Origin of the sequence: Aedoeadaptatus acetigenes (assembly GCF_025566985.1) — a bacterium.
Lineage (GTDB): Bacteria > Bacillota > Clostridia > Tissierellales > Peptoniphilaceae > Aedoeadaptatus > Aedoeadaptatus acetigenes.
The window spans coordinates 81,202-94,960 of sequence record NZ_JAOQJD010000010.1 but is presented as its reverse complement, the minus strand read 5'-3'; the positions used below and the strand labels follow the sequence as shown (position 1 = coordinate 94,960).

The following is a 13,759-nucleotide window of genomic DNA, read 5'->3' as shown; positions in this document are numbered from 1 at the left end:
TGGACCCAAGCGTGGGTCGAGCCACAGTGAGGACAAACCCGATCATGAACGGGTTTGCAGTCAATGGTAATGAGCCGTCTTTCTTCTGAAACACCGGTGACCTCGACATCTTGGATTCCTAAAAGTAATGTGGTAATATTGTTTTGCACTTGTTTGCCCCCCCTTTATTATGTTGTGGTGATTTAATTTTAGGTGATAGGGAAAACAAGTGCTATCTTTTTGCACAAAAATATCCATTGAGGAGCTTACTCCCCAATGGATATTATAGAGCCTGAAAAACCGATTCAAGGGAGGCAGGCAGTCGATTCAAGGAGAAAAGGGCCGCAGTCGATTCAAAGAGTGAGGCCATGTAAGGGAATTTAACGGGCAAGGGGAAGCAAAAAGCGTGTGATACACGAGGAGCAAGCCCTCCCGACACCATAAAAAAGCCCCACGAAGGATTTTCTTCCGACCCCCGCAACAGGCATCCCTTGCAGTACGTTCACGGAAACGCGCAATAAAAAAATCCGCCGACGGAAAGACCGCCAACGGATTTTGTATCGGGCTTATTTAACAGCTTCGGTTAAAACTTCGCCTAAGCGCTTAATGCCTTCTTCGATTTTTTCTTCGGACATGCAGCTGTAGTTCAGACGGAAGTGGTTTTCTTCCGGGCTGTCGGGATAGAAAGCGCCGCCGGGTACGAAAGCAACTTTCTTTTCGATGGCTTTAACAGCGATGTCGCGAGCGTTTAAGTGTTCGGGAAGGGTTACCCACAGGAAGAGGCCGCCTTCGGGATTGGTGAAGGTAACTTCTTTCGGGAAGTATTTCTTCATGGCTTCGACCATGATGTTTTTACGTTTGCCGTAAACTTCGATGATGCTGTCAATGTGTGCTTCCAAGTCGTTGTCGTCGAGGAATTGAGCCAGGATCATTTGCGTCGTGGTCGAGGTTTGAAGGTCGGCACCTTGTTTAACCATGTTGAATTTTTCGAGAACTTCTTTAGCTGCGTTGAACCAACCGACGCGGATGCCGGGGCTGAAGATCTTGGAGAAGGTACCCATGAAGATAACGCGATCTTCGGTGTCTAAGCTGCGAAGAGACGGTTGGATTTCGCCTTCGAAACGTAATTCGCCGTAGGGGTTGTCTTCAAGAATCATGACGTCGTATTTGTTGGCCAATTCGATTAAACCTTTGCGGCGTTCCATGGTCCAGGTTTTGCCGGAGGGGTTTTGGAAGTCGGAAATGACGTAGATAAACTTAACGTTGTCGTTGTTCTTTAATGCATTTTCGAGGTCTTCGAGAACCATGCCGTCTTCGTCGAGGGGCACTTGCAAGAACTTGGGTTCGTAAGCTTTAAAGGCGTTCAATGCGCCTAAGTAAGTAGGACTTTCAACGACGATGTAATCGCCCGGATCGATAAAGATTCTGGCCATGAAGTCCAGACCTTGTTGGGAACCGGAAAGAACTTGAATGTCATCGGCTTCGACGTTTTTAACGCCGACTTTATTCATGCGGGTAATGCAGTGTTCTCTTAAGCGTTTGTAGCCGTCGGTGGGGCCGTATTGAAGGGCAGCGGCACCGTTTTCTTTCATGACTTTGTTTTCAGCTTCGATCCATTTGTCAATGGGGAATAATTCAGCTGCGGGAAGACCGCCGGCGAAAGAAATAATGCTCGGGTCAGCCGTTAAAGCGAGTAGCTCACGGATTTCAGACGCTTTCAGATTGTCCATTCTTTTTGCAAATTTAGGCATTAAGAACTCCTTTCATCATAAAAAACTGCGTGGTAACGTTTTATAAGATTATTGTATATCGTACATTGTTGAAAGTCAATGATGTTGTAAGGCCTGAAATCAAATAGATTCCCCGGGAAAAAGAAGGGAAATCGGCCCATAGAAAAAACGTGCACCAAAAGGGTTTTTGACTTTTGTTTTATTCTTCAAACGGGGCGTAGGATTCAAGAAATTCGAAAAGAATGGCCAATGTGATTTTTTAAAAAATGTTTGGCTCCCTTAAAATTTTCTGAGAACAAAAAAATCCCCCGACGAATGGTGTCGAGGGAAAGGGTTATTTTTCCATAAAGGCCAGGGCCGATGCCACTTCGGCGAGGATGCCGTAGTTTAAGGCCGCCTCGTCGGGGAAGAACTGCGCCGTGTGAATGGCGTTGCGTTCGTCCCCGGGATTTTTTACGCCGAGATTGATAAAGGTGCCCGGCGCTTTTTGCAAATAGTAGGCGAAGTCTTCCGCTCCCATAGTGGGGGTGGGAAGGGTAATGACAGCGTCCTCGCCGCATGCGGCGCGAAGAGCCTGAGCCACGATTTCCGTGGCCTCCTCATCGTTAATAAGGGGAACATAGCCCTTGATGATTTCCACGGTACAGCTGCAGCCGTGGGCTTTTGCCGTGGCGGCGGAAATGTCGGTGACGAGGCCGCGGAGCTTATCCCGATTGGCCAAGTTGTCTGAGCGAATGGTGCCTTCAAGAATCATTTCGTCGGGAATGATGTTGTGCTTGTTGCCGCCGCGGGCGGCGCCGATGGTGACCACCGCCGGAGTAAAGGGCGAGACGTGGCGGGCCACGATGCTTTGCAGGGCCACGATGACGTGGCCGCCGCAGACGATGGGATCTGTGCAGAGCTCGGGATTGGCCGCGTGGCCACCCTTGCCCGTCAAGGTGATTTTAAAATCTTCCACGCCGGCGTACATAAAGCCGGGGAGCAGGCCGAAGGTGCCCACGTCCAAATAGGGGGACACGTGGAGGCCCATGCAGTGGCTCACGCCGTCCATGACGCCTTCGTTCACCATGACCTCGGCGCCGCCGTCTTTTTCCTCGTTGGGCTGAAAGATCAGACGCACGGTGCCGGGAAAGTCCCGGTGTTCTGAGAAGTAGATGGCCGTGCCGAGAAGGGAGGCCATGTGCATGTCGTGGCCGCAGGCGTGCATGACGCCGTCATTCTCTGAGGCGAAGGAAAGGCCCGTGTCTTCTTTAAGAGGCAGGGCGTCCATGTCGGCGCGAAGGGCCACCACGGGGCCTCTCTTCGTGCCTTTGATGTCGTCGTGAAAGCCGCCGTTGGAGTAGTCGTGTACGGGAAGGTCAAGCTCAGCCAGCACGCGTTTAATGTAGCGGGCGGTTTCAATTTCTTCGCCGCTCAATTCCGGATGGGCATGGAGGTGGCGGTAGTGGGCCTTCGCCTGCTCCGCCGCCGATAGAATGTCTTGTTTCTTCATATTACTTTACCAACCCGCCGTAGATTTCCGGCCGCCGTTCCTTGTAGAGATCGAACATGGCCTTGGCTTCCTCCACCTTGTTCAAATCCAAGTCCACCGTGTGGACGCAGGCTTCCGTGCCCGTCATGAGCACTTCTTCGCCCATGGGGTCGTAGACGCAACTTCCACCGCCGCCCATGGCGTGGTACCCTTCGAGCTTCGTGCAGTTCACCGCCACCACATAGCATTGATTTTCAACGGCCCGCGCCCGGGCGAAGAGATGCATGTGGGGCACCCGGGAAAGGCCCCAGGCCATGGGAACGAAGAGAATTTTCGCCCGCCCCATGACGGCGAGGCGCACCCACTCGGGCAGGCGCAGATCGAAACAGGTGACGATGCCCGCCTCCGCGCCGTCCAGTTCGAAGGCGATGTTTTTATCCCCCGGGGCGAAAAATTCTTTTTCCGCCCCCATGGGAAAGAGATGGGCCTTGTCGTAGGTGCCTAAAAGCGCGCCTTCGCGGTCGTAGACAAAGGCGCGGTTCGCTCGCTTGTCCCCGTCCCACAGGGTGAGGCTCCCCGCCACGAGGTTCACGGCGTGGGCCTTGGCGAAGGCGGCAAGGTCTCGGCATAGGGCCTCATCCGTGTAGTCGTCTTCGGCGGAAAACTTCTCCGGGTAAAAGCCCGTGTTCCACATTTCCGGGAGCACGATCACGTCGGGATCGTCCGTTAAGGACGCTTCCATGGCGCGAAAAATCGTTCTTCGATTTTCCTCGAGGAGCATGGGGCCGATGGGGGCCTGAAGAAGGGAAACTCTCATGCCCGTGCGTTTAAGTGTTTTTCCAGAATTTGAATGGCGTTTAATGCGGCGCCCTTGCGAATGTTGTCGGCGACGACCCAAAGGTTTAAGCTGTTTTCGCAGGAATCGTCTTTGCGAATGCGGCCCACGAAGACTTCGTCTTTGCCTTCGGCATTGATTTGCAGGGGATAGACCAGATTTTTCACGTCGTCTTGAAGCACGACGCCGTCCATGGCTTCGTAGGCGGCGCGGAGTTTATCGATGTCGATGGGCTTTTCGCAGGTGACGTTCACGGAAATGGCGTGGGCGCCCTTTACCGGCACGCGGACGGCGGTGGCGGTAACGGCCAGATCCGGACGGTGGAAAATCTTTCTCGATTCGTTCACCATCTTCATTTCTTCCTTGGTGTAGCCGTCGTCCAGGAAGTCGTCGATGTGGGGAAGGCAGTTGAAGGCGATGGGGTAGGGATAAAATTCCGGCGCTTTCCCCTTGACGCCGTTTTCCAAATCGGCGATGCCCCGCACGCCGGAGCCGCTGACGGCTTGGAAGGTGGTAAAGACGATCCGCTTCATTTTAAAGAGGTCTTCCACAGGCTTTAAGGCCACCACGGATTGAATGGTGGAGCAGTTGGGATTGGCGATAATGCCCGCCTTGTCGGAAATATCTTCCGGATTGATTTCGGGGACCACCAAGGGAATGCCCTCCGCCATGCGGAAGTGGGAGCTGTTGTCGATGACAATGGTGCCCGCTTCGGCGGCCACGGGACAGAATTTGGCGGCCAAATCGCCGTCTAAAGCACTGAGTACGTAGTCGAATTTGCCTTCACGCAAGGCGTCTTCCGTAAGCTCTTCGATGACGTGTTCTTCACCGTTAAAAGTAAAGGTCTTGCCCGCACTGTTTTTCGATGCAAACATGGAAAGTTCCAGGGGGAGATTCCTTTCTTCCAAAATGCTGCGCATGGTTTGGCCCACAAGACCCGTTGCGCCTAAAATAGCTGTGCGATAGATCGTCATAATAAACCTTCTTTCTTATAAGTGAGCAATGTTTTTCTTGACTATAACAAAAACACTCTAGTATAGTCAATTCATAATGGACTGAATGTAGCGAAGTGAAAAAGAAAGGGGAAAACATGAAACTGGCATTAATCGGATTCGGCACCGTGGGTCGCGGCGCCTACGACATTTTAAAGGATCGACAAGAGGTTTTCGAAAAAACAATCGGCCCCATGGAGATCGCCTACGTGGTGGCTTCGGACAGAAGCAGAAATACCCTGGAGCTTGAAATCGACGAGCCCGTGGTTACGGCAAAGGAATACGATCAGGTCCTCGCCGAAGTGGACTGCGTCGCCGAAGCCACCGGCGCCATGGACATGGCCTACGACTACATGCGCCGGGCTCTGGAAAAAGGCGTGGGCGTGGTGACCGCCAACAAAGCCTGCGTCAGCGCCCACTACGAAGAGCTCGTGGCCTTATCGGAAAAAACCGGCGCACCATTTTTGTTTGAAGCGGCCGTGGGCGGCGGCATTCCCGTCCTGACGCCTCTGCGGGCTCTTTGCTTGCAAAACGACATCATGGATGTGAAAGGCATTTTAAACGGCACCTGCAACTACCTCTTAAACGCCATGTTTAAAGAAGGCGCCGATTACAAAGACACCCTGGCCCTGTGCCAAAAGCTTGGCTACGCCGAACAAGACCCCACCGACGATGTGGAAGGCTACGACACCCGCAGAAAACTTCATTTATTAATCGAAATGGCCTTCGGCCACGTAAACGGCGACGCCATTCCCACCCGGGGCATCGCCCAAATCGATCAATCCGTGGTGGCCTATCTGAAAGCGCAAAATAAAAAGGTGAAACTCGTGGCTTCCGCCAAGCCCGCAGAAGGCGGCATCGAAGCCGTGGTGGAACCGGTGCTTTTAGACGGCGCGGACAGTTTGGCCATTTTGCCCGATGCCATTAATCAGGTCAATGTAAAGGGCAGCTGGGTCGGCGATTTGGCCTTCACCGGCCCCGGTGCCGGCAAAGAGCCCACGGGCAACGCCGTGGTGGCCGATCTCGTAGCCGCCGCCACAAAGAGCGCCATGCCTTTAATGAAACGAGGCGATGTAAAGCTTGCGCCCATTCGCGGCCGCTACTTCGTGGCAAACGAGCTGGAAGGCGATTTCGTCGACCGGGTGGATGAAGGATTCACTTACACCAAGGACATGGCCCGAGACGAATTACTGAAGAAACTGGACGGAAAGACCTTCTTTGCGCGCATCGAAGACTAAAGATTGAAAGACAAGCCCGGCGTGGCTTGTCTTTTTGCGTCCATTAAAAAACGAGCGCCGAAGCGCCCGCCTTTACTTTTCCTGAATCCGAATGGCATTGTGTTCGCGAATGTCTTTTCCCTTGACCTGGTTCAAGGCGCCGATGGTGTTGGTCCGCTTAATGGAAATGGATTCCCTGAGGCGCATTAAAAAATCGTCTAAAGCTTTCGACGAGGTGGATTTAATGCGAATTAAGAACTGGTATTCCCCCATAAGCTTCCAGCAGTCGGTCACTTGGTCGGAAGATTGGATGTAGTTAATAAATTCTTCCAAGGTATTGTCTTCCTCGGAGATGTCGATGAGACAGAAGGAGTGGATGTAGGAATCGTCCTCTTCTCCGCCGAGAAGAATGGTGTAGCCGGCAATGACGCCTGCATCTTCCAAGCGATGGATCCGATTGCGCGTGGCCGAAACGGAAAGGCTCACTTTTTTCGCGATGTCAGACAGCGACATGCGGCTGTTTTCGTTGAGCAGGGACAAGATATATGTGTCGATGGAATCACCGGTAAAGCGATTGATGTGCATCTTATGCACCTCCTTTAATCAAAACAAATAGGTTAATGAAATTATACCAAAAAACTGGCGCAAATTCACCGAAAAATGGAAAAAATTTGCAAAAACACAATTATTTTTACCTGTCAGAGGCTCAAAAAGAAAGGCCTTTGAGAATGAATCGTGTTTTCGAAAAATTGTCGCTTTATTTGATGTAAAAACGCCGATTTTAAATAGATTTTCCCGAGGCGATTTTTCCCTATTTTATTTTTAAATCGCGGCAACCTTCTTTTCACAAATAAAACGGTGCAAATTTGAAAAAACTGCCGATTCTGCAGTGTTGTTTTTTTGCTTTACGAAGGGGCAAGTGCTAAAATGATCATACCTGTAAGTCCTCTTTCGGGGGGATTTACCGAATATTTAATGGAAAGGGGAGTACGTTGGAACACTTGATTCGAAGCGTCATAGAATTGGACGAACGAACCGATGCCATGGTTCGACAAGAAGAAAAGGCCATCGACGACGAAAAAGCGGATCTGCAAAAGCATTTCACGGAAATGGAAGTGGACGAGCGGGAAGCGTCGAAGGCTTCGGCGAAGGACAGTTACGATGCGATTTACAACGAGGCCATGGACGTGGTCGAGGGAATCAAAGAAAACAACCGCAAGAAGCTGGAATCGGTGGATGCGGTGTATAAAGCCCACAAAGCGGAATTGGTGGAAGAAGCGTTTCAACTCCTGGACATTTGATGGGAGGCGAGTATGAGTTACGCTGCAGTCAACACCAAAGCCGTGGCCGTCTACGCCCGTTTTCTTAAGCCGGAAGTGCCTTTAAAGATTCTGGAAGCGGGAAACATTAAAGACGGTCTGGCGATCTTAGAAAGTACGTGGGGCTTGGAGCTTACCGAAGACCCCCATCTGCTGGAAGTGAATGTAAAGATGGCACAAAAGGTCTACGATACCTTAAAGGGCTTTCACTACTACTTACAGGGATCGGCCCGGAGCTTTTACAACGCCCTTTTAACGCGCTATGAAATTCAGGATTTAAAGCGGATCTTCCGGGCGGTCTATCACGACGAAGACGTGGGCCTTGTCAGAAAAAGCCTTTTGGCCCTGGATCCCATGCTCTTGCCCAAGGATCAAGCCGTCGGTCCCGACGAATTGTTTAAGGTCTTGGAGGCCACGCCCTACGGCCGGACGCTTTCCGCTTACAAAGGGGTCTCCCGCGACCGGATTCTTTTCTACATCGAAATGGAGCTGGACAGAAGCTACTACGAGCGCCTGATTAAGGAAGCGCGAGAGCTGCCGAAAAAAGACCGCAAGGAAATCATGGCCATGCTGAATCGCCATGTGGATCTGTTGAACATTCGCTACATTTACCGGGGCAAAAAGACCTACGACATATTAAAGTCGGAAATGGAAAACTTCGTCATTCACGGCGGAAACATTCCCCCGAAGCTTTTAAAATCCTGGATCTATGCGGAAGATGTGAACGCCCTGGTGCGCTCGGTGAGGAACTCGTCTTTTTCCTTCCTCTTCCAGGAAAAGCGAAACAACCAAATGGCCGACATATTGGCCACGAGGGATTTGGCCGCCGTCTATGAAAAACATTACCAACAGGCGGGTTTAAGCCTGGGTCGAATCGTCGCCTTGTCCATTTTGCTGGAAAACGCCATAAAAGACGTCTCCACCACCTTGGAAGGGCTGAGGCTCGGCTTCGGAAAAGATTTAATCAGGAGTCTTTTGACGATTCCTATGAAAGAAGGTGAAGTATGGCAGTAGAGAGAATGGTCATGCTCAGTGCCGTCGGCCGGATCGAGAACCTGAAGGATATTTTGTTCCAGGTCCTGGATTCGGAAGCGCTGGATATGGTCGACGCCATGACCCAATTGGCGGAGAACAGCAATATTTACTCTCTCGAAGACAATGTGGAGATGGTCGTCGACTTAAACAATCTGGCGCCCTTTCCCATTAACACGGATATCAGACAAAAGGCCCAAGAGGCGCAGAAAATGGTGGACTACTTCCATATTAAGGACTTAAAGATCACCGGCTTCGAAGACGCCGAGAGCCTAAACCGCAGGTATCAGGCCCTGTTGGATCGGGTCGAGCCCATGCGCACGGAATATGAGGAAATCCACAAACGCTTGGAGGCCATCGAAAACTTCAAGCAAAACATGGCCCTCTTTGAAAATGTGGACGTGGACTTAAACCAAATCCGGGACATGAAGTATTTCACGGCCCGCTTCGGCCGCCTGGAAAAATCCGCCCGGGTGCGTTTGAAAAACAGCTACGAAAATCTCCTGGCCATTGTCTTTCACACGGGCTCCTTCGAAGATGAAGAAGTCTACATGATCGTCTATCCCAACGAAGTGGCCGATGAAATCGACCGGGTATTGAAATCCCTCCACTGGATCGACGTGCCGGTTATGGACAATGCCATGGGGACGGCGAAGGAAACCTTGGCCAAGCTCGAAAAAGAAGAAACGGATCTCTACACCCGCCTGGCGGAGCTGGACGAGGAACGCAAGACCCTCTACCGCGACGACAGGGACAAGGTGCGGGAGATTTTAGGCCACATGCTCTTTTTGGGCCGGATCGAAGAGGCCAAGCAACAAATGGCCACGGCCAAGGAGTATTTCCTTATTACGGGCTGGACCGACGAGGCCGGTGTGGAAGAAATACGACGCCGCACGGCGAAGTTCGACGACGTGGTGATCACCACCCAAAGCGAGGAGGAAGCAGCTCGGGGCATTACCCCGCCGACGAAGCTGAAAAACCCAAAGTTCTTTAAGCCCTTCGAGCTCTTGGTTCGCATGTACGGCATTCCCCATTACAACGAAATCGACCCGACGATCTTTGTCGGCATTACCTACATGCTGCTCTTCGGCGCCATGTTCGGCGACGTGGGGCAAGGGGCGATCTTTATGCTTATCGGCTGGCTCGTCTCGAAAAAGAAACAAAAAGACATGGGCGGCCTCTTAATGCGCATGGGCGCATCCTCCGTCGTCTTCGGCTTCTTGTACGGCTCGGTCTTCGGAAACGAAGAAATCATCGACGCCCTCTGGCTCAGACCCTTCCAAAACATCGACCAAGTGCTTATGGCCGCCATCGGCTTCGGCATCGTGCTTTTGGTCTTGGCCTACGGCATGAACTTTGCCAATGCCATTAAAAACAAAGACCTGGCCCGCGGGCTTTTCGGCGAACACGGCCTCTTCGGCTTTTTGGTCTTCGCTATGCTCCTCGCCATGATCTTGGATGTGGCCGGCGTCCTGTCCTTTATTCCCATGCCCGTGGCTTTGGGAATCCTCATCGTCTCCATCGTGCTTATGATCTTCAAAAAGCCCCTCATGGCGAAGATTTCAAAGACCGATGTGGATTACGGCGGAAACAAGAGCGGCTACTTTATCGAAAGCTCGTTCTCCATGATCGAGCTGTTGATCTCCACCTTGTCGGGGATCGTGTCCTTTATTCGTGTCGGCGCCTTTGCCATTAACCACGTGGGGCTTTTTATGGCCTTCCACGTCATGAGTGAAATGGCGCCCCACAACGTAGGCGGTTACGTGATTTTGGTTTTAGGAAACATTTTAATCATCGGTCTGGAAGGGCTTATCGTCTTCATCCAAGGCCTGCGCCTGGAATACTACGAATTGTTCAGCCGCTACTACGACGGCAGCGGACGGGAATTCCGCTCCGACAGTCTGAAATTAACCCAAAACAAGCACTGAGAAGGAGATTGATTATGGAAAAAATATTATTTTTAGCATCCCTCGTGGTCTTATCCACCATTGCAGCAGGCTTCGTCTTTTTGGAACGGGGCGTGTCCTCCGACCGCGTAAAACTTAAGAAAGCCATGCGCACCAATCTGTTCGCCTTTATCCCCACGGTTCTCGCCGCCTACGTGCTCCTCGCCCCCGGCGTCGTCCACGCAGCCACCGGCGCGACGGAAGTGAACGGCCTGGGCCTTTTGGCCGCCGCCCTCTCTACGGGCCTCGCTACCATCGGTACGGGCTATGCCGTCGGCATCGTCGGGTCCGCCGCATTGGGTGCCGTCAGTGAGGACGACTCCATCTTAGGGAAGACCCTGATCTTCGTCGGCTTGGCCGAAGGGATCGCCATCTACGGCTTGATCATTTCCATCATGATCCTGGGCAAACTGTAATGATCTCCAGGGTCATCTCTCGCGACGACGAATTTCTCGTCGCCCTTCGCATGAGCGGATTCGAAGGGGTGTACTGCGCCGATACTGAGGCGCTGAATGCCGCCTTCGACGCCGCCCTGGAAGATAAAACCATCGGCATGATTATCTTAAACGAAAAGGACTTTCGCACGTTGGAAGAGAAGGTTCTGGCTGTCAAAGAGAAAAAGCGCAGTCCCTTTATCTGCACATTGCCCGGAAGAGATGGCTACACGGAAGATGATTTCATTATGAAATACGTTCGCGACGCCATCGGGGTGAAACTGGATTAGTAGGTGAGAAAATGCTGCAAGTCGAAAGCAAATTGGAATTATTCGAAGACGTCGTCTATAAGCGGCGTTTAACGGATTTACAGAAGCGCAAAGAGGCCTGGGAACAGGAAAAAAACAGCCTTTTGGAGCGCAAGGAAAAACAACTGAACGAAGAAAAAGACAACATCGTTCGTCGCCGCGCCGATCTCGCCCGAGTCATGGGCAATGAAAAGATCGCCAAGGCCAAGGAAAACGAACGGGTCTTGGAACTTAAAAAGATCAACGAACTGAAAAAAGACTTCATCGAAGCCATCCGCGCCCGGGCCGTGGAATACACCCACACCCCGCAGTACGGGGAAGACCTGGCCATGCGCGTGGAAGAATCCCTAAATGAATTAAAGCCCGGGGAGTACCGCTTCCACATGGTGGCGGCGGACATGGATCGATTCTTCGATGAGTTTAAGGCCATGGCCGAGGAAAAGGGCATCGTCCTTCACGGAGAGACCTTAGAGGATGCGCGCATCGGCGGGCACACCATCAGCGACATGGACAGGACGTATAGTTTAAACTACGACCTTTACACCATGATCGAAGACAAGCGCTACGCCATCGGCAAGCTGCTCTACCGCCTGTTCCAAGAGGAGATGGACCATGAGTAAAGAAGCAAAAATCATAAAGATCAACGGGCCCGTCGTCGTGGGCAAGCCCATGGGGGATTTCTCCATGCGGGAGATGGTGCAGGTCGGCGATAAAAAGCTCATCGGCGAAGTGATCGCCATTCACGGCGACGAAGGCATCGTGCAGGTCTACGAAGAAACCGAAGGCCTCATGCGGGACGAGGGCATCGTCTCCACCGGCGGGCCTTTGTCTGTGCGTTTAGGCCCGGGCCTTCTCGGAAACATGTTTGACGGCATCGAGCGGCCCCTGAACCGCATCAGCGAAAAATACGGCAATTTCATTCCCGAAGGCATCGGCATGATGAATTTGGACCTGGAAAAGCTCTGGACCTTTGAACCCGTAGTCAAGCTAGGCGATGTCCTCAACCGCGGCGCCGTCATCGGCACCGTAGAGGAGACGGAAATCATTACCCACCGCATCATCCTTCCTCCGAACGTCTCCGGGGAAGTGGTGTGGATCGCCGAGGCCGGTGATTACAACATCGTGGAGCCCGTCTGCAAAATTAAAGACGACGCCGGCGAAGAACACGAAGTGGCCATGAGTCATCCCTGGCCCGTGCGTATCCCGAGACCCGTCGACGAATTTTTAGACGCCGATCAACTCCTGGTCACCGGCCAGCGGGTGCTTGACGTGTTCTTTCCCATTGCCAAAGGCGGCACCGTAGCCATTCCCGGCGGCTTCGGTACGGGTAAGACCATGACCCAACACGCCATCGCCAAATTCTGCGACGCGGACATTATCGTCTACATCGGCTGCGGCGAGCGGGGCAACGAAATGACGGAAGTATTGGAAGACTTCCCGAAGCTCATCGACCCGAACTCCGGCAAGCCCCTGATGCAGCGCACCATCTTAATCGCCAACACGTCCAACATGCCCGTAGCGGCCCGGGAAGCCTCCATCTACACCGGCATCACCATCGCCGAATACTTCAGGGATCAGGGCTACGACGTGGCCATGATGGCCGACTCCACCTCCCGCTGGGCGGAAGCCTTACGGGAAATTTCCGGCCGCTTGGAAGAAATGCCCGCCGAAGAAGGTTACCCGGCCTATCTGCCCAGTCGCATCGCCTCCTTCTACGAGCGAAGCGGCTCCGCCAAGACCTTATGCGGCGAGGAAGGCTCCGTCACCACCATCGGCGCCGTCTCTCCGGCCGGGGGCGACTTCTCCGAGCCCGTGACGGAAAACACCCGCCGCTTCGTCAATGTGTTCTTGGCACTGGATAAAGACCTGGCCTACTCCAGGCACTACCCGGCCATTCACTGGCTCCATTCCTACTCCGGCTACATCGGCGCCCTGTCCAACTATTACGACAATCGCCTGGACGGAGATCTTCCGGGCCTTCGGAAGAAATTCATGAACATCTTAAACGAAGAGGCCCGGCTCCAGGAAATCGTCATGCTCGTCGGCGAGGACGTGCTTCCCGACAAGGAACGCTTCCTCTTAATTATCGCCCGCATGATCAAAGACGCCTTCCTGCAACAAAACGCCTTTAACGACATCGACCAGTCCGTGCCCCTGGAAAAACAATTTGCCATGATGGAAGTCATCGACACCTTGTACGAAGAGGGCAAAGTGGTGCTGGATCAGGGCATCTCCATTGAAGAAGTAAAAGACGACGCCCTTCATAGCAAAATCGTGAACATGAAGTACAACATCGCCAACGACGACATGAAGGCCTTCACCCACTTAATCAACGATATTCAAGAGCATTACAGAGAAATCCGCATCGAATACGGCATCGCCGAAAACGAAATGGAAGCTTATGAAATCAAAGAGAAAAAGCAAGAGGCGGAGGAAAACAATCAAAGCGAAGGGGATAAAACCCTTCAAGAACCCGTAAAAGAGGAGGTGTAGGAC

Annotated in this window: 13 protein-coding genes; 8 read left to right on the top strand and 5 right to left on the bottom strand. The window is 52.5% G+C overall.

Annotation, left to right across the window (positions count from 1 at the left end; all coding sequences use genetic code 11):
• Window positions 1-545: 545 nt before the first annotated feature.
• The 4 genes from OCV31_RS06945 to OCV31_RS06930 all read right to left on the bottom strand — a co-directional run bounded on the left by OCV31_RS06945 (window position 546) and on the right by OCV31_RS06930 (window position 4,989).
• A complete protein-coding gene (locus OCV31_RS06945) occupies window positions 546-1,730 on the bottom strand; it encodes an aminotransferase-like domain-containing protein (protein WP_148473768.1) in 1,185 nt (394 codons plus the stop codon).
• A gap of 313 nt (window positions 1,731-2,043) precedes the next feature.
• Window positions 2,044-3,201: a M20 metallopeptidase family protein gene (locus OCV31_RS06940; protein WP_148473766.1), complete on the bottom strand. Its 1,158-nt coding sequence runs from the start codon at window positions 3,199-3,201 to the stop codon at window positions 2,044-2,046.
• A 1-nt stretch (window position 3,202) separates the two neighbouring features.
• A complete protein-coding gene (locus OCV31_RS06935) occupies window positions 3,203-3,997 on the bottom strand; it encodes a nitrilase-related carbon-nitrogen hydrolase (RefSeq protein ID WP_148473764.1) in 795 nt (264 codons plus the stop codon).
• Window positions 3,994-4,989 (bottom strand): aspartate-semialdehyde dehydrogenase, encoded by a 996-nt coding sequence (locus OCV31_RS06930; RefSeq protein WP_148473762.1) that lies wholly within the window; start codon window positions 4,987-4,989, stop codon window positions 3,994-3,996. Before OCV31_RS06930 ends, OCV31_RS06935 begins: the two co-directional genes overlap by 4 nt.
• Before the next feature lie 116 nt (window positions 4,990-5,105).
• On the opposite strand from OCV31_RS06930, the gene OCV31_RS06925 reads away from it, so the two are divergent.
• The gene (locus tag OCV31_RS06925) at window positions 5,106-6,245 is read left to right on the top strand and encodes a homoserine dehydrogenase (protein ID WP_148473760.1); all 1,140 of its coding nucleotides are present in this window, start codon (window positions 5,106-5,108) and stop codon (window positions 6,243-6,245) included.
• A 72-nt stretch (window positions 6,246-6,317) separates the two neighbouring features.
• Here OCV31_RS06925 and OCV31_RS06920 read toward each other — a convergent pair whose 3' ends face one another.
• On the bottom strand, window positions 6,318-6,809 hold the full coding sequence (locus tag OCV31_RS06920; protein ID WP_148473758.1) for an Lrp/AsnC family transcriptional regulator: 492 nt from the start codon (window positions 6,807-6,809) through the stop codon (window positions 6,318-6,320).
• 407 nt (window positions 6,810-7,216) lie between these two features.
• On the opposite strand from OCV31_RS06920, the gene OCV31_RS06915 reads away from it, so the two are divergent.
• The 7 genes from OCV31_RS06915 to OCV31_RS06885 are packed head-to-tail and all read left to right on the top strand — an operon-like array spanning window position 7,217 to window position 13,756.
• Window positions 7,217-7,525: a hypothetical protein gene (locus OCV31_RS06915; RefSeq protein WP_148473756.1), complete on the top strand. Its 309-nt coding sequence runs from the start codon at window positions 7,217-7,219 to the stop codon at window positions 7,523-7,525.
• Between the two features lie 12 nt (window positions 7,526-7,537).
• Window positions 7,538-8,557 (top strand): V-type ATPase subunit, encoded by a 1,020-nt coding sequence (locus tag OCV31_RS06910; RefSeq protein WP_148473754.1) that lies wholly within the window; start codon window positions 7,538-7,540, stop codon window positions 8,555-8,557.
• Window positions 8,548-10,503 carry a V-type ATP synthase subunit I gene (locus OCV31_RS06905; RefSeq protein ID WP_148473752.1) on the top strand — a complete coding sequence of 652 codons (1,956 nt, stop codon included), beginning with the start codon at window positions 8,548-8,550 and terminating at the stop codon, window positions 10,501-10,503. The genes OCV31_RS06910 and OCV31_RS06905 overlap by 10 nt, the downstream gene beginning before the upstream one ends.
• A gap of 14 nt (window positions 10,504-10,517) precedes the next feature.
• A complete protein-coding gene (locus OCV31_RS06900; RefSeq protein ID WP_148473750.1) occupies window positions 10,518-10,937 on the top strand; it encodes an ATP synthase subunit C in 420 nt (139 codons plus the stop codon).
• Window positions 10,937-11,245: a V-type ATP synthase subunit F gene (locus OCV31_RS06895; protein WP_148473748.1), complete on the top strand. Its 309-nt coding sequence runs from the start codon at window positions 10,937-10,939 to the stop codon at window positions 11,243-11,245. Before OCV31_RS06900 ends, OCV31_RS06895 begins: the two co-directional genes overlap by 1 nt.
• An 11-nt stretch (window positions 11,246-11,256) precedes the next feature.
• The gene (locus tag OCV31_RS06890; RefSeq protein WP_148473746.1) at window positions 11,257-11,883 is read left to right on the top strand and encodes a hypothetical protein; all 627 of its coding nucleotides are present in this window, start codon (window positions 11,257-11,259) and stop codon (window positions 11,881-11,883) included.
• A complete protein-coding gene (locus OCV31_RS06885) occupies window positions 11,876-13,756 on the top strand; it encodes a V-type ATP synthase subunit A (RefSeq protein WP_148473744.1) in 1,881 nt (626 codons plus the stop codon). The genes OCV31_RS06890 and OCV31_RS06885 overlap by 8 nt, the downstream gene beginning before the upstream one ends.
• The last annotated feature ends 3 nt before the right edge of the window (window positions 13,757-13,759 follow it).